The 18,342-nt window shown below is 54.8% G+C and carries 20 protein-coding genes; 19 read left to right on the top strand and 1 reads right to left on the bottom strand.

All coding sequences use genetic code 11. The features are described from left to right. Nucleotides 1–332: 332 nt before the first annotated feature. Nucleotides 333–1,436: a YheC/YheD family endospore coat-associated protein gene (locus CHH67_RS18715; RefSeq protein WP_095266756.1), complete on the bottom strand. Its 1,104-nt coding sequence runs from the start codon at nucleotides 1,434–1,436 to the stop codon at nucleotides 333–335. A 230-nt stretch (nucleotides 1,437–1,666) separates the two neighbouring features. On the opposite strand from CHH67_RS18715, the gene CHH67_RS18720 reads away from it, so the two are divergent. The 19 genes from CHH67_RS18720 (at nucleotide 1,667) to CHH67_RS18810 (ending at nucleotide 18,279) form a co-directional block, all read left to right on the top strand. Beyond that, the gene (locus CHH67_RS18720; RefSeq protein ID WP_244908251.1) at nucleotides 1,667–2,806 is read left to right on the top strand and encodes a glycosyltransferase family 4 protein; all 1,140 of its coding nucleotides are present in this window, start codon (nucleotides 1,667–1,669) and stop codon (nucleotides 2,804–2,806) included. A 78-nt stretch (nucleotides 2,807–2,884) separates the two neighbouring features. Beyond that, nucleotides 2,885–3,454: a WIAG-tail domain gene (locus CHH67_RS18725; protein ID WP_095266760.1), complete on the top strand. Its 570-nt coding sequence runs from the start codon at nucleotides 2,885–2,887 to the stop codon at nucleotides 3,452–3,454. A 317-nt stretch (nucleotides 3,455–3,771) separates the two neighbouring features. Beyond that, nucleotides 3,772–4,530 carry a glycosyltransferase family 2 protein gene (locus tag CHH67_RS18730; RefSeq protein ID WP_095266762.1) on the top strand — a complete coding sequence of 253 codons (759 nt, stop codon included), beginning with the start codon at nucleotides 3,772–3,774 and terminating at the stop codon, nucleotides 4,528–4,530. Then, complete coding sequence (locus CHH67_RS18735; RefSeq protein WP_244908252.1) at nucleotides 4,527–5,597, top strand: glycosyltransferase family 2 protein; 1,071 nt, start codon at nucleotides 4,527–4,529, stop codon at nucleotides 5,595–5,597. Before CHH67_RS18730 ends, CHH67_RS18735 begins: the two co-directional genes overlap by 4 nt. Then, a complete protein-coding gene (locus CHH67_RS18740; RefSeq protein ID WP_095266764.1) occupies nucleotides 5,594–6,355 on the top strand; it encodes a glycosyltransferase family 2 protein in 762 nt (253 codons plus the stop codon). The genes CHH67_RS18735 and CHH67_RS18740 overlap by 4 nt, the downstream gene beginning before the upstream one ends. After that, a complete protein-coding gene (locus CHH67_RS18745; RefSeq protein WP_095266765.1) occupies nucleotides 6,352–7,083 on the top strand; it encodes a sugar phosphate nucleotidyltransferase in 732 nt (243 codons plus the stop codon). The genes CHH67_RS18740 and CHH67_RS18745 overlap by 4 nt, the downstream gene beginning before the upstream one ends. After that, nucleotides 7,080–7,772, top strand: coding sequence for a glycosyltransferase family A protein (locus tag CHH67_RS18750; RefSeq protein ID WP_095266766.1), 693 nt, complete (start codon nucleotides 7,080–7,082; stop codon nucleotides 7,770–7,772). The genes CHH67_RS18745 and CHH67_RS18750 overlap by 4 nt, the downstream gene beginning before the upstream one ends. Before the next feature lie 128 nt (nucleotides 7,773–7,900). Continuing rightward, nucleotides 7,901–8,191, top strand: coding sequence for a nucleoside-diphosphate sugar epimerase (locus CHH67_RS18755; protein ID WP_095266768.1), 291 nt, complete (start codon nucleotides 7,901–7,903; stop codon nucleotides 8,189–8,191). 48 nt (nucleotides 8,192–8,239) lie between these two features. Then, the gene (locus CHH67_RS18760; RefSeq protein WP_483406832.1) at nucleotides 8,240–8,545 is read left to right on the top strand and encodes an alpha-helical endospore appendage domain-containing protein; all 306 of its coding nucleotides are present in this window, start codon (nucleotides 8,240–8,242) and stop codon (nucleotides 8,543–8,545) included. Further along, the gene (locus CHH67_RS18765; protein ID WP_095266771.1) at nucleotides 8,542–8,838 is read left to right on the top strand and encodes a hypothetical protein; all 297 of its coding nucleotides are present in this window, start codon (nucleotides 8,542–8,544) and stop codon (nucleotides 8,836–8,838) included. Before CHH67_RS18760 ends, CHH67_RS18765 begins: the two co-directional genes overlap by 4 nt. A 21-nt stretch (nucleotides 8,839–8,859) precedes the next feature. Further along, nucleotides 8,860–9,189 (top strand): hypothetical protein, encoded by a 330-nt coding sequence (locus CHH67_RS18770; RefSeq protein ID WP_095266773.1) that lies wholly within the window; start codon nucleotides 8,860–8,862, stop codon nucleotides 9,187–9,189. Between the two features lie 223 nt (nucleotides 9,190–9,412). Beyond that, complete coding sequence (locus tag CHH67_RS18775) at nucleotides 9,413–10,519, top strand: CgeB family protein (RefSeq protein WP_095266776.1); 1,107 nt, start codon at nucleotides 9,413–9,415, stop codon at nucleotides 10,517–10,519. A gap of 34 nt (nucleotides 10,520–10,553) precedes the next feature. Next, on the top strand, nucleotides 10,554–11,678 hold the full coding sequence (locus tag CHH67_RS18780; protein ID WP_095266778.1) for a glycosyltransferase family protein: 1,125 nt from the start codon (nucleotides 10,554–10,556) through the stop codon (nucleotides 11,676–11,678). Nucleotides 11,679–11,841: 163 nt separating this feature from the next. Further along, nucleotides 11,842–13,248, top strand: coding sequence for a glycosyltransferase family 4 protein (locus CHH67_RS18785; RefSeq protein WP_095266780.1), 1,407 nt, complete (start codon nucleotides 11,842–11,844; stop codon nucleotides 13,246–13,248). Nucleotides 13,249–13,292: 44 nt separating this feature from the next. Continuing rightward, nucleotides 13,293–14,387 carry a non-hydrolyzing UDP-N-acetylglucosamine 2-epimerase gene (wecB, locus tag CHH67_RS18790; protein WP_095266781.1) on the top strand — a complete coding sequence of 365 codons (1,095 nt, stop codon included), beginning with the start codon at nucleotides 13,293–13,295 and terminating at the stop codon, nucleotides 14,385–14,387. Further along, nucleotides 14,377–15,363, top strand: a complete 987-nt coding sequence (locus CHH67_RS18795) for a polysaccharide biosynthesis protein (protein ID WP_095266783.1) — start codon at nucleotides 14,377–14,379, stop codon at nucleotides 15,361–15,363. The genes wecB and CHH67_RS18795 overlap by 11 nt, the downstream gene beginning before the upstream one ends. Continuing rightward, nucleotides 15,360–16,187 (top strand): SDR family oxidoreductase, encoded by an 828-nt coding sequence (locus CHH67_RS18800; RefSeq protein ID WP_095266785.1) that lies wholly within the window; start codon nucleotides 15,360–15,362, stop codon nucleotides 16,185–16,187. Before CHH67_RS18795 ends, CHH67_RS18800 begins: the two co-directional genes overlap by 4 nt. Further along, the gene (locus CHH67_RS18805; RefSeq protein ID WP_095266787.1) at nucleotides 16,169–17,134 is read left to right on the top strand and encodes an NAD-dependent epimerase/dehydratase family protein; all 966 of its coding nucleotides are present in this window, start codon (nucleotides 16,169–16,171) and stop codon (nucleotides 17,132–17,134) included. The genes CHH67_RS18800 and CHH67_RS18805 overlap by 19 nt, the downstream gene beginning before the upstream one ends. Nucleotides 17,135–17,271: 137 nt before the next feature. Further along, a complete protein-coding gene (locus CHH67_RS18810) occupies nucleotides 17,272–18,279 on the top strand; it encodes a YhcN/YlaJ family sporulation lipoprotein (protein ID WP_095266790.1) in 1,008 nt (335 codons plus the stop codon). The last annotated feature ends 63 nt before the right edge of the window (nucleotides 18,280–18,342 follow it).

The following is an 18,342-nucleotide window of genomic DNA, read 5'->3' on the forward strand; positions in this document are numbered from 1 at the left end:
CTGATGAACCAGTGGCGGCTGGAAGGCTATGGCAGTACGTATACTGACCCGTACGGAAATACGTTTCCGCTAAGGGACGGGGATGTAGTGTTTTACCATGGGGACCAGTCGAGCCGAGGGGATTTTCGTTCGCAGGTGCCGCACTAGTGTTACGTGCATCAGCGCGTTACAAGCATTCGTGTTACTGCACTAGCGTTATATGCAAGAGGTACAGCAATCCATACCGGATGCTGCTCTAATAGCCAACTTCAGAAGCGATCCATCGTTCAGAGACGACGATGGATCGCTCATTTTTTTGTCCAGCCATGGTTATGACTCACCCGCGTCAATGCTTACATCGCTGGCCAGGCTCCGCGATCATACAGATAGCGGGCAAAAGCCATTGGCGTTCGGTAGGACTGCTTCCAGGTCTCCTCCATCCCTGCCTCTAAAAAACCGTAGCGCTGATCGCATCCGTTGCATTCTATAAAGTATAGCTTTCCATCCGGCGTAACCCCGATGTCCAGGCCGAAATCGGCGGCAAACGGAATATGTCTGGACAGCGTATGGGCGGTATGCAGAGCAAACTGGACCAGCCGCTCCAGCATCAGCGCTGTAGGGATATAGGGCAGGCTCTTCGCGAGAATGTCCGGCACCAGATGAGCAGAGCCCCCCTGCGCAATGTTGGAAACAAATGTGCGCGGAGGGGACGTTTTGGCGAACATGCCGGTAACTTCCCACTCTCCGGAGCCTCCTCGTTGAACGGTAACCCGGATATCAAAGGGACGCCCCTCGTACTCAGCCAGCTGAATGCGTTCCTGAACGAGGAAGGCAGCTCGTGATATCCGGCGGTGTATAAGCGGGTGCAGTTTCGCGGCGGATACCCGCACGGTCCGCCATCCCTTGGCAGAGGGAGCGGAGCGGGAGTACGTCAGATAATACTTGCCGCTGCTGGCCCGAAGCCGCATAATGGCAATCCCGACGCTGCCGCTGCATGGCTTCAGCACGAGGTCGCCGTGCTGGTGGATCATCTCGCGGATGGACATCGGTGTCGCACGGACGGTATGGGGAAGCGCGGGAAGCATTTCGGGATCTTCCCCTAGCATGCGGTGGATGACATCTTTGCCATAGCGAGTTCGTCCGTTGTAAACATAGATGCCTTGATCAATTAACCGGTCAATGATGGAGAGTGCCCGCTTGTCAGTGTAGATGGCACGCAGATGAATGGCGCGCGGGATCGGAATCTGGACTTGAACATAGCCGGATTCGGCAGGAATGCAGCCGATGAGGGTGCCTTTCTCCGGAGACAGACGATCGATGGTTGTAAAACAAGGAACCAGCCCGTACATGGCAGCTGCTTCTTCATAGTTTTTCAGGGACAATCTGGCCGATCTCCCGCCGGATAATCTGCGATACAGGTTGTTGTTGAGCAGTATGCCGACATAATCCGGATGCATGGTTATCCTCCTTGTCACCACTTTCATGTAGTCGATTGCTCCTAAACAGCTTATTCAGCGGTTGCCTGACGCGGGTGGACGGGTGTCGCGAGGGGATTGCCTATTCTTGAGCGAACCTGGTTTGCTCTGAACAAGCATGCGGATAGACAAGATTCCTGTGACGGTTGTCACCAATGACAGGTCCATCGGTATATGCTGTTGTATGATCAGAATGATGTGGAGTGATGGGAATGCGTAAGGTAGCGGTTGTAACGCCGGGATCATTTGTGATTCCTTCGGGAAGGAGCAGCTCGGTCGAGCGCGTTGTGGAACAGACGATTCCACTCGCCCGGGAGGCGGTCGAGGTGCGGATTTTTGGCGTGCTTGGACAGGGTCTTCCACCCAAAGGCGTGATTAACGGTGTGCCTTGCTACCGTCTGCCAGCGGGAGCAGCCTACTATCCATCGCTGCTGCGCAGGCTTCGCCAGTGGAGACCGGATGTGGTTGAGGTTCATAACAGACCCGTAATTGCCCAGCGGCTCAAGCTGCATCTTCCCGATATCAAAATGGTGCTGAATCTTCATTCCAATACGTTTATTCGCCCTCCATATATGAGCCGTGAGCGGTTCGGGAGCATCGCCCGCTGGGTCGATGCAATCGTCGTAAACAGCCGGTTTCTATACGAAGACATTACTTCCCGCCATCCCGAATTGGCCGATAAAATAACGATTAACCATCTGGGCGCGAGCCTGGAGCATTTCACGCCCCCCTTCAGTCCAGCGGCCAAGGCTCTTCAGGAAGCCAGGCTGGAGGATATGGGCTGGAAGGGAAGACGGATCGTCCTGTTTGCTGGCCGTCTCATCCCGGATAAAGGAGTCCACCATCTAATCGAGGCTTTGCCTCGCATTATCGAGCAACATCCCGAGGTGCTTCTGCTTATTATCGGAAGCGCGGCGTACTCCTCCGACCGGGAAACCGCCTATGTGCGGGAATTAAAGGCCTCGGCGGAGCCCTATCAGAACTGGATTGCTTTCCGGCCTTTCATCCCGTACCCTGCCATCGCCGATTGGTATGCCCTGGCTGATGTGGTTGTCGTGCCGTCTTCGGCCCGAGAGGCCTTTGGGCTCGTTAATGTAGAAGCAATGGCGACCGGGGTTCCGGTCATTGCCGCCGAATCCGGCGGGATACCTGAAATTGTGGAACATGGTGTGAACGGATTCCTGGTGCCAGGCGAGAATTTGCCCTCCGGACTGGCCGACTACATCAACCGGCTGCTGGATGACGAGGATCTGCGCCAGCGCATCGGCATGGCGGCTCATGAGTCGGTACGGCAGCGGTTTAGATGGGATCACACCGCAGAGCGGTGGGTCTCGTTGATGCAGCGAATCTAGCTAACGAATAGCGGTGGCAGGCGCCCTGTCCCTGGAATAAGATGGTCACAACGAATATAGCGTAAGGAGAGAGCTCATTTGAACAAGGCCAGAAGGATTGCGGCAAGAAGCAGCAGAAGACCTTACCGGCATCACGCAGGTCCTGCCAAGCAGCGGAGGTTCAGGGCGCCGGCTGATGCGGAGCCTGGCAGAAGGCGCATGTATGCAAGGCTGTATGAGGACACGGTCAATGCTTCGCATCTCCAGCATCGGAGCGTCCGGAGCGAAGCGATTGAAAACTATGCGGTTCACAGCATCCATCTGTCCCCCGAATCGATCACCACATCCAAGATCGCTCTCGCTTCTGTAGAACCGGAGCATCTGTCGTTCAATCCGGTACAGGGTGCTGCGGGCAAACCTCTGCTGCAGCAATTTGGATGTATGGACTTCGCCTTTCCGGCAGATGAGGAAGTTCTGGAGATTGCGATTCCGTTGGAGAAACGATACGCAGACAACGAATATACGCTGATCTGCTCCAGCAGCAGCCCTGGGTTTCATGCTTGGGTGTTGTCCAGAGAGGCGGGGCAAGCGGTCGTCGAAGTCCGCAGACTAGAGGGTGCGGGGGAAGAGAAGGGGCTTTTGCACTGGATTGCAGTCGGCTGGTCATGAGTTAGAGGCAGGGAGAAGACAACTCCCTGCCTTTTTATCATTTCTGCTGGCATTCATAGAGAAGAACTACACAGAAGCCGTTACGCCGTGAGCGGCACATCATAATATAGCATAGATTGCCGACAAGCAAATGACCCTGAAAGCTGAAGGGAGGAATCTGGTTGCGGTATATACGGCGGTCAGTACGATCAACCGAAGGATCGGCACGTTTGACATCCAAGCCTGCATTCGCTGTTAGCCGAGCCATCAAAAGGGAAAAGCCCCGTGCGGCAGCATCTGCAGATAAAGCGGGGAAGTCTGCTCGACTGTCGGGGATAATGCGGGAGGAACCTGTTTCCATACGCAACCATCCAGATCCGCTTGTATCGGTTGTCGTCCCTGCAATGAACGAGGCAGAACGGATCGGGGCGGTTCTTGCCCAGGCAGGGGCGGTGCATCCCCAGTCGGAAGTGATCGTCGTTGCCAATGGATGCAGGGATCAGACAGAGACAATTGCAGCGCGTATGGGAGCCAGGGTGCTGTCCTTTCCCGAACCGCTCGGTCACGATGTCGGTCGAAGCATCGGTGCTAGGGAAGCAAAGGGCGGGATTATTCTATTCATTGACAGTGATATGGTGATATCTGCTGAAGAGCTGAAGCCGTTTGTCTACGCTGTCCAATCCGGCGTGGATGTTGCGTTAAACAATTATAACGGACCGATTCACAGACAGCCTGTGCACCGGGTAATTCTCGCAAAATTTACGTTGAACTCGATGCTCGGAAGATCGGACCTGATGGGAGCCTCCATGACGGCAATTCCTCATGCATTAAGCCGGAAGGCGCTGGAGGTTATGGGGGCGGAGGCACTGTCTGTTCCCCCGAAGGCGATGGTAACTGCAGTGTGCAGAGGCTTGCGAGTAGAGACGGTCCACAGCGTCGAAGTGGGCAAGAGGAATCCGGGCCGCTCCGCTGGAGCTGATCCGCTGGAGAGGCTGGTGCTCGGAGATCATCTGGAGGCGCTCTATGAATTGGCCATGCAACGCGGACCGCGCGGCGGTTTTTCCGATGGAGAAAGACGGCGAGATCTCGTGAGGTGAGCATATTGAAGCGGCTGAACAGAACGAAAAAAACGTGGGGGAGAAGCCAGCGGCAGGCACGCCAGTCACGCCCCAAGAACTCCGGCCTGCGCCGGAGCGCGCCGAAGAAGCGTTGGCAGCGACGGGCTTGGTATGCCGGATATACTGCGGGACGAAGGGCGCTTCGACGCGGCGGGAGGCTGTCTCCGCGCGCTTTTGAACACTGGCTTGCCACCACCGGTCTTCAGGGGCTCCGGCTGAACTCATGGCTGCCTGAGCTTGCGGAATCCTTCCGGCGTGGATGCGCCAGAGGCAGCAAGGGCAGGCTTGGGACCGGGCCGCTGCCATCGGTGAAAGCCCGGGTCTCCGCTGTTGTCTTGGCCAGAAATCATGCGGCAACGATCACAAGCATGCTTCAGCAATTGAAGCAGCTGCCGCTTCATGAATTGATTGTGGTGCTGGATGGAAGCGAAGATAACAGCTTTAGCGCAGCTCGAGCCGTAGAGGGCGTGATCATTATTCATCTTCCGGAACAGGCAGGTCTGGATACGGCAAGAGCACTTGGAGCAAGGGCGAGCACAGGGGACTACGTTTTGTTCCTGAATGGGGACTTGCCGGTGCCTGCCCCGCAATTATATAGATTTCTTGCTGCGGCGGATCGGGGGGTGGAGGTTGCCCTGAATGACATAACTTCGCAGCTTCCTCCTTTTGCCGAGCAGACTGAAACGGTTCGCTGCCAGGCCTTTCTTAACCGGATGCTGGGGCGTGATGATCTCGGGGCGAATGCGCTCACGGTGCTACCGCATGCACTCAGCAGGCGGGCCATGGATGTGATCGGATATGCGAATCTGACGGTTCCGCCGAAGGCGCTGGCGCTAGCGATACAGAGAGGGCTTCGCATCGAAGCGGTTCATGCGGTGGATGCAGCAGGACGAACCGGAAGCGGCTTTTCCGGTCAGGAAGATCCCGGGCAAATTATCGGTGATCATATTGAAGCATTAACGGAAGTGATGGAGGAACAAGGGAGCCGTCTGCACTGGGGACAGGTGTCCCGGCAGGAGCTGGCTTTGCGGAGGAATGGGATATGAACGGAATGACGAGCATTATTATCCCGACATATAACGGTCTGCATTTGCTCCGGACCTGTGTAGAGCATATTCGAGCCTATACGGATGTCCCTTATGAAATCATAGTGGTCGACAATGGTTCTCATGACGGGACCGGAGCGTACTGCACCCAGGAGAAGCTGACCTTGATTTCCCTGCCGCATAATTTGGGCTTTCCCGCTGCGTGCAACTGGGGCATGAGAGCGGCCAGGGGGGACAATCTTCTGCTGTTGAACAATGACGTCTACGTGTCTCCACGCTGGTTATCCGGACTCATAGACGCTTTGTACAGCAGCGAGGATGTCGGGATTGTGGGGCCGGTAACGAACTATGCTAGCGGTATCCAGCAGGTCGAGGTGGGATACAGCGACCTTGCGGGTTTTGTATCCGAAGCGGATCGCCGGAACGCGCCGGGGGCTCAGGACTGGCGGGAAGTTAGGCGCATCGTCGGATTATGTTATCTGTTCAAGCGATCTGTCATGGAGCGGATAGGATGGCTGGATGAGCTTTACTCGCCCGGACATTACGAAGACGACGATTACTGCTATCGCGCTCGTCTTGCAGGCTTCAGATTGCTGGTTGCCAATCATGTTCTGGTTCATCATGAGGGCAGCGCAAGCTTCCGGCACCGGTTCCCAAGCGGATTCAGAGAGCTTGTAGAACGTAATCGGAGACGTTTCCTGAACAAATGGAAGGTGGATCCACTACAGTTCATCGATGAGAGAGGTGGTGCATCATGAAGGGCATATTGCTGGCTGGCGGGAATGGCACCCGTTTGCTTCCGCTCACCAAGTATATTAACAAGCACCTGCTTCCAGTGGGGAAGCATCCGATGATCGCTTATGGCATAAGCAAGCTGCGCGAGGCAGGCGTGACCGAGATTCTGCTGATCACAGGCTCTCGCTCCCTCGGACTTTACGCGGAATATTTGGAGAATGGAAAAGATTTCGGGGTCAGTCTGACGTACAGGGTTCAGCACCAGGCTGGCGGCATTGCTGAGGCGCTTGAACTGGCGAACGGGTTTGTATCCCCCGGCGACAAATTCATCGTTCTTCTGGGAGATAACCTGTTCCAGGATGAGCTGACTCCCTATATTCGCTCATATATGAAGCAGCCGGCAGGATCGGCGATGGTGCTGCTGAGTCCGCAGGATCATCCGAATCGGTACGGGGTCCCGGTCTTTGCAGAGGATGGCAGCGGGAGCTTGCTGTATATCGAGGAGAAGCCGGAGCATCCTCAAAGTCAGTATGCCGTTACCGGCATCTACATGTACGACGATTCGGTGTTTGAGAAAATCCGCAAAATTCATCCGTCCCAGCGGGGGGAGCTTGAAATTACGGATGTCAACAATCTGTACGCCACCGAAGGCAAGCTGAAGTATGAACTGCTGCAGAAATGGTGGTGTGATGCCGGAACATTCGAATCTTTACAGGAAGCGGCTGCTCGTATGAAGGATGTTCTGCCATGAACCGGGCCCGCTCCTCCCGAGGGCTGCCACCCGCAGCTGAGGAGCTGTATGAGGCCGGATTCCGGGCGGGCTATTCACTAGGTGTGCGCTACGGACGGAAGGATCGCTCCTGCCTCTATCCAGGCGTGAGCCTGGTTATCCCGGCGGACGGAAGCATCCCGGATCGCAGCATCATCCGCCAGCTCCAGGCGTGTACGCCTCAGCCTTATGAACTCCTGGTTGCCATCTCAGGCGCAGCAGGAGGAAGCCGTCACCTGGCTCGAAGCCCGGCGGTCCGGTACATCCAGTCATCTGAAGGCAGCATCATCACGGCCGTTAATCAGGCGCTTCGCGCTGCCCGGGGCGAGATGGTCGCTGTGCTTGCTTCCGGCGCCGCAGTCCGGGAAGGCTGGCTTCATCCGATGACCGCACGGCTTCAGCAAGGAGATGCCGTTCATGCCGTATATCGGGCGGAGGACTCCTTGGGTCTGGAGGGTGGCTACGCCGAGCCGAAGCCATCGTCGGGTGCGGAGGGGGTGATCAAGGGAGCGCCGAGCTGCTTGTTACTTCGGCGTGAAGCGCTGAGTATGTATGGCCATCTGAATGAATCTGAGGCCTCCATTCGGAACAGTATGCTGGCATGGCTGTTGCAGGTTCCGTCGTCCAATCGGCTCTGCTGCGGGGCGGATGGACTTGTGCTTCATCATTAAATTTGGGGGGGATGGTGCACATTTAGGCTGGCCCAAGGGAATGTGAAGCCCGACCAACCGCTATAGCACCGTGTCTCGCGTGCCCGCATATGCTAAATCAACAAATTAAAGTGAAGGTGAGCTTAAGGATGGAGAGTCAAGTCAACGCTTTTTTATCGCATCTATCCCGTTCCCAGCAGCAGCTGGCGAGAATTCTGGAAGCCCAGCGACATGCTGCAATTCGGGCGGCTCAAATTATACATTCCCTGCCGAGCCAAGAGACGCCAAGAACAACCGGAACGAGGCGGCCGGAGGGACAGGCGGAGCAAGTGAATAAGAGCATTACAGCTTACTTGAATGCGATGGCTGATTTTCAGCAGACAGCTGCTGACAATCTTCAGGTGATCATGAAGGAGCTCGGGGGTACCGAGGAAGAATAAACCGGAACACAGGCCGGGGGACCAAAGGCGGGAATCAAATTGAGCAAGGTGGAATCATTAATGCAGATGCTGGATGCAGCGGTTGTCATTCAGCGTGAAACCTCTCTTATTCTGGAGGGCAAGGCTGTCGAAGCGGAGAAAGTTTGCCAATGGGTTCTGTCCAACCAAGCTCTTGGAGCAGAGGGGCTGAAGGAACCGCTGGCTCTGCATGAGCAGATCGTGGAGCAGATTGAAGGCCTGACCCGGATCGGCTCGGGGCTTTGCCGGAATTTGCGGATTATTCTGGGCACCTCGGATCAGGAGGATGGGGAAGGCGGCTTTGAAGAGTTTGATTTTGGAGAATCGGACGGATGATGTCGCGACTGGAGCAGGAGCAGGCGGCAAAGATCGCCATGATTTCGTCGATCGCCAGCAGTCAGCAGGCTTTGGCGAGCATCTTGGGCAGCATTGCGGACATTGCGGAGCATTCGGACATTACCGCCCGTCAGCTGGCGGAGAATATTCGGGTGCTCACGGCTTACCAATCTGTCATGACGGAGATGCTGACAGGCATTTCGCTGAACCGGACCAAGACCGGCAGCCCGGCAGCACCATGGTTGTCCTCCGCGTGCGGGCCGGAGCGCAGAGCCGCCGCGGAGCATCATTGATCTATAGGGGAGGAAAACAGCATGAAAATCAGATCAGGCGTACGAAATGGGAAACGGGTCAAAGGGGCTGGCAAAAGAGGCGCCCTGACCAGACACAAAAGACGGAAGGCAAGCCGGCTTGTGGCCAAGCCAGCCCATTCCAGACGGCGCCGGGTAGGCAGACGTCACGGCAGCGCGGTTGGGAAACAAGGGAAAAGCGGGTATCCGCAGCCGACGGCCGCTTACGGCGAAGGGTTTAACCAAGCCTATGACGAGGGCTTTAAGACAGGCTTCTCTCAAGGCTATGAAGATGGACAAATCCCTCATCCATTGCCGGAGGAGTCAGTGCAAGAAGAACCAACACCGGAATAAATGAGTGTGTTTCATAGAATTTAACGATATGGCGGTCTTTGTGAGCGGGTCTCGCAAGGACCGCTTTTTATCGTGCGGCGGAACTCCCCAGCATGCTGAACATAAGCGCATAAGTACGGGCATCCGCCAAATTCCCACTCTCCAAGACAACCGTCCATGATGCATCCGTCCTCGCGGCATATAGTTATATGAACCTTAGAAATCTCGCTAAAGACAGGTGAGGATGGTGAGTTTGGCACGAAGAGCAGGACATCTGGAGGGCTACCAGTCCGGATATCGCGAGGGTTACCGATTGGGAGGGTATCAGGCTTTGCTGGAACGCATCGCAGGCCCGGCTCTCCCATCATACGATCTGAAAGTGGTGTATATCCCGCAAGGCTTTGAATCCATTGATGATGGAATTATCAGCGGTCTTCGCGCTATGGTTCGCGAGCTGATCATCGGCACACCAGGCAGCATCACGGAGCTTGCATTACGCGAGCAGCCGGATGTCGTTCTGATCCTGAACGGGCTCCATGTATTCCCTGATCATTTAGAGCTTCAGATGCAGCAGCTCCGGGAGAGGGGGATTCGGACGGCCATCTGGTTTGTCGATGACCCGTATTTCACGGAGGATACGAGCCGGCTGTGTTTGCACTTTGACTATGTGTTCACACATGAACTCAGCTGTGTCGAGCTGTACCGTCAGCGGGGGGCCAGGCAGGTCCATTACTTGCCCCTTGCCGTGCATCCCGAGCTGTTCCGCCCGGTGCATGCCGGTCCAGCGTATCAATCCGATATTTGCTTCATCGGCAACGCCTTTCGTAATCGGGCAGCCTTGTTTGATGCGCTCGCTCCTTTTCTTAAAGGGAAGAAAGTGCGGATCATCGGGGGGTTCTGGCAGCGGCTGGCGCGTTATAAAGAGCTGTCCCCGTTTGTGTATAGCGGATTTATCCCGCCTGCGGAAACGGTCAAATTTTATAACGGGGCCAAAATGGTCATTAATCTGCACAGACCTTGTGAGTACGGGGAAGACAACCGCAACTCGCTCCATATCGCAGGCCGCTCGATCAATCCGCGCACGTTTGAGATCAACGCTTGCGGAACTTTGCAAATTACGGATGTTCGGGAGGATCTGTCGGTCTATTACACCCCTGGCGTTGATATCGAGACCTTCGGATCGGTCCAGGAATTAAAGAACAAGCTGGCCTATTATTTGGCGCATGAGGAGCATCGCAGAAGCATTGCGATGAAGGGGCTTGAGACCACTCTGTCCCGTCATACCTATGCTCACCGGTTGCCCCGGCTGCTTGATATCCTCTCGGTTCAAGAGGCTGCTGCGAGGAAGTAAGCAGTCACTACCATCATACGAAGGAGTGAAACGAATGCCTGGTTTGTTGGCGCGAAGAGCGCTACGCAGCGGCGCAGCCAGCTCCTATCAGCGAGGTCGGAGTGTTGGCCTGCAAGCAGGATACGAGGAAGGCTATTTCCGTGGAAAGGCGCAGGGGATCGTGAATCGGCTGGCCTATGCGCCGCCACTGCGAAATTTGCATGTCTTGTTTATCGGTTCGGGGAAAGGCTTTCCTTACTCCCCCATTGATGAAGCTATTGCTGCTACATTGCAAGGGATGGTCTCTCAACTGAGCATGTCCAACGCAAGGGAGAATATAGCCGAAATTGCCAGAACCACAATGCCAGATCTTGTGCTCGTTCTGGACGGCATGTATCTGCCGCCTGAACAGATGGATGCGGTGCGGGCCATGGGCATCAGAACCGCCGTCTGGATGACGGATGACCCTTATTATACGGACATGACGGTGGGCTGGGTGCTTCATTACGATTACGTGTTCACCCTGGAGATTCACTGTGTGGACTTTTATCGCAATATGGGATGCCCACAGGTGCATTATTTGCCTTTCGGAGCATATCCGGTCCATTATCGCCCGGTCGTGAAGCCGGCGGCTCCGCGCCGGGAAATCGGCTTTGTCGGTACAGCATATCCGAAGCGGATCCAATTTTTCAGACCGATCATGGATCGTCTGATGCGTCACAATACGGTCATAAACGGCAATTGGTGGGATAAATTCCCGGGCTATACACAGTACAAAAACAAGATGGAGATCGGTAAATGGATGGGCCCTGCCCAAACAGCGGACGTATACAACAACATTAAAATCGTCATCAACCTGCATCGGGCTCCCGATGATAGTGAGATCAATCAGAACAGAATGAACATCCCGGCAGCCTCGCCGAATCCGCGGACCTTTGAAATTAACGCCTGTGCAACACTGCAGCTGTGCGATGTTCGCGATGATTTGGCACGGTTTTACACCCCGGGAGTCGAGATCGAAACCTACAGTTCTCAGGAGGAGCTTCTTGAAAAGGTTCAGTACTACCTCGTACATGAGGCTGCACGAAAGCAGATCGCTCTTCGGGCGCTTGAGCGGACCTTCCGGGAGCACACTTACGCGCACCGGCTGAACCAGATGCTCTCGATCATTTTCCCGTGACGGAAGTCGAAGACGCTGGGACGGACCTTAGGAAATAGATGGCACAGATGGCGCTAAACTCGAGCCACCCTGTGTCTGGTATTGAAGTGTTCAACTGGCTGATAAGGAGGTGAATCGCATCCGGCACTGCCGATGCCTAGCGATTGCTGATGCGGATTAACCGATGACCTTTAAACCTAAATTGCTCATTTTCTCACACGTTTCGAATCCTGCAAGCATTACGGGAGCGGAGAAGCTGCTTCTATTCTTCTGCCAGGAGCTGCTCCCTTACTTTCACTGCGTTCTGGTTGCTCCGGAAGAAGGGCGTCTTACTGCGCTTGCCCGGAAGTCCGGCATTGAGGTCAAAATTTACAAGCTGCCGCTGCTCCATCGCATGTACAGCCCCTATCCCGGATTGACGGGCGAGGCTGTGAAGATGCAAAGCTCACCAGCGTTCAGCCAACTGGTGAACTGGATTGCGGAGGAGGCGCCGAGGCTTGTTATTGTCAACACCTGCGTCCATTTTATGCCAGCGGCGGCTGCTCGCCGGCTGGATATTCCGGTCATATGGCAGCTGACCGAGGCGATTGAGCAGAACGGGAGCACCAGCCTTGCAACCGATCTGATCCATCGTTACAGCAGCTGGATGATCTGTATATCCGAAGCGGTGGCAGCCCGATTTCCGCCTGAACTCAGACAGAGCAAAATGTCGATCCTTCCTCCGTCATGGCGAGAACAGCAGGAGCATCATCCGGATGAATGGCCTGCCCTGAGGCACTCTTTTCGCAGCCAGCTTCAAATCGGTAGCCACGCTCCGCTGATTGGGATGATCACCTCCTTCCGGATGGAGAGCAAGGGGGTACACCATTTTATCGACATGGCTTTATCGATCAAGGATGAATTTCCTGCCGCCGTATTTCTCGTCGTTGGAGATGCGCTTCGTCCGGAATATGAGAAGCAGTGTCAGAAGCGGATTGAGGCGTACGGGGCGAGTGACCGCTTTATTTTCCTTGAGGCGCAAGGCGACATCGGAAGGGTGTATTGCGGGCTTGATATCGTCGTTGTTCCAAGCTTGGTGCCGGAAGGCTTTGGCCTGACAGCGCTGGAAGGATTGCTGTACGGAAAGCCGGTCGTAGCTTACGACGCCGGAGGCTTGGGGGAGGTGCTACGTGCCGCAGGCTCCGGGCAGTTCCTTGTTGAGACTGGTTCAGCCGGCATGCTCGCAGATCGGGTAAGGACGATTCTGAACCTGCCGGATCAAGGGAAGGACCTAGGCGCGCACAATCGAAACCAGGTCATGGCTGCCTACGGTCCTGAGGGCTACCGGGCCCGGCTTAATGCCATCGTCGCGCGCTGGCTGTCCGAGCAGCCTGGATGGTTCCACGGGCCGCCGGTCGCCGCTGGAACGAAGGTTGAGGCGAGGCCTTCCGCTTCCAGTGGGAGAAGAGGCAAGCGTAAGAAGAGGAAAGGGAATTCCGTTCGTCGCCACGATATCCGAAGGGAAAGACGCAGAAGCCGCACTCGACCTGCCCGGTCGCAGGCCCGAGCACGCAAGCGTCGCCATCATCCCATCCGGCGGCGAAAGGCTTAATACCAATACTTCTTATGGATGCAGGCCAGGAGGGAGAAGCAGAGATGAAAGTGTTAACGATACTTGGAACCCGGCCGGAAATCATTCGGCTAAGTCTTATTATTCCGCTGCTGGACCAGTATGCGGAGCGCCACGTACTTGTGCATACCGGTCAGAATTTCACGGCTGGGCTCAGCGGCGTGTTTTTTAAGGAGCTGGGGCTGCGCGGTCCCGATTATGTGCTGCAGAACAAACAGGCAACACTTGGCACTCAGCTCTCTGTCATGTTCAGCAGAATGGAGCAGATTTTGGAGCAGGAGCAGCCTGACACCGTGCTGCTTCTGGGGGATACGAACAGCGCGCTGTGCGCCGTGCTGGCCGAGCGCCTGGGCTATCCTGTTGTGCATATGGAAGCGGGGAACCGCTGTTTTGACCTGGATGTGCCGGAGGAGAAAAACCGGAAGGTCATTGATGCGGTGTCCTCGATCAATATGCCGTATACGGAGTACAGCAAGCAGCATCTTCTCCGCGAAGGCGTTCCGAACAACCGGATCGTCGTGACAGGCAATCCGATCTATGAGGTGATGAAGCACTATGAGCCTCGCATTCAAAGCAGCACGGTAATGGAGAAGCTGTCCTTGAAGCCGCAGGACTATTTTCTGGTCACCGCCCATCGCTCTGAGAATGTAGACCGTCCGGAGCATCTTAGGGAGATTTTGAACGGCCTGAATATGGTCGCCGAAACGTTCGGTCGCCGGCTGATTACAAGTCTGCATCCGCGAACCGCTTCACGCCTGTCGAGTGACCAGCCGCTCAAGCCTCACCCGCTGATTGAATTTCATGAGCCGTTCGGTTTTTTTGATTTTGTCCGGTTGGAGAAGGATGCGCTGTGCGCAATCACCGACAGCGGAACGGTACAGGAAGAATGCTGTATATTGCATGTGCCAACCGTGACGGTTCGTCGTACGACGGAACGTCCGGAAACGGTCGACTGCGGCAGCAATATCGTATCCGGGTTGAGCGCAGAGCGCATTCATGGCGCAGTGAAGCTGATGACAACACTGAGCCGGGACTGGAAATGTCCGGAAGGGTACATGGCGGAGAATGTATCGAGAACGGTTGTAAAATTTGTGCTTGGAGGGAAAGTGAATGTTCACTAATCAACGGATTTTGGTAACCGGCGGTACGGGTTCCTGGGGACATGAACTGATCAGCCAGCTGCTCCCGCTGAACCCTAAGCAGATTATCGTCTATTCCAGAAGCGAGGCTACGCAGGTCGCGATGGATCGGGAGTTTGAGGATCCGAGACTGACCTTCCGTATCGGCGATATTCGGGATAAAGAAGCGTTGACGGCTGCATGCCAGGATGTGGACTATGTCTTCCATCTGGCGGCGCTGAAGCATGTTCCGGTGTGTGAAGAGCATCCTTATGAAGCTCTGAAGACGAATGTCGTGGGCACTCAGCATGTAATCGAGGCAGCCATCGAAAACAACGTTAAAAAAGTCATCTATATATCGACAGATAAAGCGGCCAATCCATCGAACTTCTACGGAATGACGAAGGCGATTGGCGAGAAGCTGATTGTATACGCCAACTTGCTCAGCCCGACTACCAAGTTTGTCTGTGTACGTGGCGGAAATGTGCTCGGTACAAATGGCAGTGTCGTTCATGTTTTCATGAATCAGATCAAGCAGAAAGGGCAAATCAACATTACGGATCAGCATATGACACGATTCTTCCTGACGCTGAAGGATGCGATCAAGCTGCTGTTTAAAGCTTCCATTGAGAGCGTGGGCGGCGAAATATTTGTCATGATGATGCCAACCTGCCGCATTATTGATCTGGCGGAAGTGTTGATTGAGGATTCCGGGAAGTCCGGTGTGAAGGTTGTTGAGACAGGAACCCGTCCTGGCGAGAAGATTCACGAAATATTGATGAGTGATTTTGAAAGCATGACAACGGTCGTGTATGATGAAGAATATTTGGTAATTCTCCCGACGCTCGATATTCCGGATCTGAAAGACCGGTATGCCAGCCTGCCGAAAGTTTCCTTTAACAGCTTCAGCTCTGAGCATAATTTAATGAGCAAGGATGAAATTCGGGAGCTTCTGAAACGAGGAGGTTTCCTGTCATGAAGCTGCTCGTACTCGGGGGAAACGGCATGGCAGGCCATGTGCTTGTTGAATATTTTCGCACAACGGGCAAGCATCATGTGTTTTACACGACCAGGGATATGCATGTTCCCGAAGGGCTCGTGCTGGATGTTCTCGACATGAATGCGGTGGAGCATGTGGTCAGAATGGTCAGACCGGATATCATCATCAACGCAGTAGGCATTCTGAACAAGGCGGCTGAGGAGAACAAAATCAATGCTTATCATGTCAACGGCTTCCTCCCGCATCGTCTGCGCTACTTGGCAGATAAAATATCCGCAAGGCTCATCCACATCAGCACGGATTGTGTATTTCTCGGCACGAAGGGAGGCTATCGGGAAGATGATCTTCCCGATGGCGTGTCCGCCTACGCGGTAACCAAGGCGCTTGGGGAAATCGATGATCCGAATCATCTCACGATCCGCACATCCATCATCGGGCCGGAAATCCGCCAAAGCGGCATCGGCCTGTTCCAGTGGTTTATGAAGCAACGCGGTGAGGTGTCCGGCTATCGTGCTGTCAAATGGAACGGCGTCACGACCCTGGAGCTTGCGAAAGCCATCGACTTTTTTATGACTAAAGATGTCGGGGGGCTGATCCATCTGGCATCGCCGAATCCTCTTAGCAAATATGAGTTGCTGCGATTGTTTCAGGATATATGGAGCAAGGATGACGTGATCATCGTTCCAACGGATGATGTCGTTCAGGACCGGACGCTGCGCAGCACCCGGCTTGATGCCGCCTATCCTGTTCCAGATTATCCGGCTATGCTCAAGGAGATGTACGAATGGCAACAAACAAATTAACAGGAAAAAAACTGCTCATTACAGGTGCAGCCGGCTTCACGGGGCGCCACGCCTGCGAATATTTCGCGAAGCAGGGCTGTGACGTTGTCGCTGTTGCCCGTCATGTCTCGGCTTTAGAGGATATGCCAGGCATCAAGCCTTGGGGCTGCCAATTGGATCATCAAACACAAGTGGAAGAGATGATCCGGCATACTCGTCCCGATTATGTTTTGCATTTGGCCGGAAAAAATTCAGCCTCCGAGTCTTGGCATAAGCCGGCAAGCTACATGGAGAGCAATGTGATGGCTTCGGTCTATTTGCTGGAGGCGATGCGCAAACATCGTCCGGACGCGGGCATCGTGATCGCGGGCTCCCGCCTCAGCATTGATCCGGCCAAAGGGGCGGCGGCGGCGCCGCATCCCTATAGCCTCAGCAAAACCTTCGGCAGTTGGGTCGCAACCGCGTGGCATGCCATGTACGGCCTTCCCGTCATTCTGGCGGAACCGTCCAACCTGATCGGTCCAGGGGAATCGGCAGGCTTCTGCACATTGCTTGCGGGTTATGTGGTAGGATGCGAACAGGGGAAATCGCTGCCCATGTTCCGGATTAGTTCAAGGCATGAGTCCCGCGATTTTCTTGACGTAAGAGATGCTGTAGCGGCTTATGCCGTTCTGCTTGCCGAGGGCACGCCTGGAAGAACATACCCGATTTCTTCAGGCAGCGAGCATACATTAGGCGAGATCGCGGCCAAGTTGCTTGCTGAAGCCAAGGTCGATGTCCCGATGGATTGGGGGCCTGAAAGCGCGCCACTATCCGCAGACGCTCTTAATAAAGGAAGAAGCGGCGACCAAGTGGGTTCACTGGATACGCTGGGGTGGCAGCCGCGGATCCCGTTTGAACAGTCGCTTTCCGATATTATGGAGTACGCTCGTCGCAAGACTGGAATGGACGATACAGGAAGACCCTAGATACAGGGTCTTCTTTTTATTTTGTACAAATAAGAAGCCCTTAGCTTCCATGTCAAAACCTTTCAGCATACCGCTCTTTCGGTGAGGTCATCCTAAACAATGTTCATACACTTATTACAGAGATGGAGGATGAATTCATGATCAAATCGAAAGCTCTTCATTTGACCGTCTCCACAGCCCTGCTGCTGAGCATGGCCGCTGTAGCAGGCTGCGGCAACACCGACGGCAACGGAACACAGATGCACAATGCAGGGAACCAAGGTCGCGTCGGTGTCAACAACAACACGCGCGGTATGACTGCAGGACAGCATGATTTGACGAACCTGAAATATAGCAGACAGCTGTCTGAGAAGGTGTCCGACATCAGCGGGGCAGGTCCGGCTCACGTATTTGTTACGAATCGCAGCGCTTATGTTGCCTTGTCCAATCAGGGCAATGGCACGGGCATGGGCACCGGAGCTGGCAATGGTGCGGGGCTTGGTAACGGCGCTGGACTAGGCACGGGTGCTAGCGGTGGCGTCAATGGAATGAACAGAGGGACAACAGGTGCCGGTACGGGTGTGGGTACAATGAACAACCGTAACCATACCGGAGCTGGAACCGGCAACGGCACTTTTGGAACCTCGGGTACAGGCACTGTCGGATTGCTGCGCGGAATGACCGCTAACAACAACGATACTCGCGGTTTCGGGGTTCGTGGAACGGCGAACGGCGGCGGCTTTGGCGGTACTGGTTTTGACACAGCGAACAACACCCGCGGTAATGGTCTAATGGGAATGAACGGTGCTCGTGGCAATGGCCTTATGGGTACCCGTACTAATGGCACAGGTAATAATATGGGAGCTCAACATCAAGTTCCAGACCATGTGCGTCAAGAAATTACAACCAAAATCCAGAAGACAGCCCCACACATCAAACAAGTATATGTTACCTCTGATCCTGATTTTTATCAGCATTCGGCAGGATATGCGAACAACAACCGTCCTGAGAACACGACAGGAACGCTGGCTCACGATTTTGAATCTTGGATTAACCGCGTATTCCCGATGAATGCGAACGATGCCGATGAGTATCGTGCCAAAGGCGGACTGATTCATAACGACCGCGATGACGGCTGGTTTGGCGGGAACCGGAACGGCAGGTAACGATAATAAATAAAGGAGCTGCGCGGGTGAATTCACCAGCAGGCAGCTCCTTTAGTTTATATA

Source organism: Paenibacillus campinasensis (assembly GCF_002272015.1).
GTDB lineage: Bacteria > Bacillota > Bacilli > Paenibacillales > Paenibacillaceae > Paenibacillus_AQ > Paenibacillus_AQ campinasensis.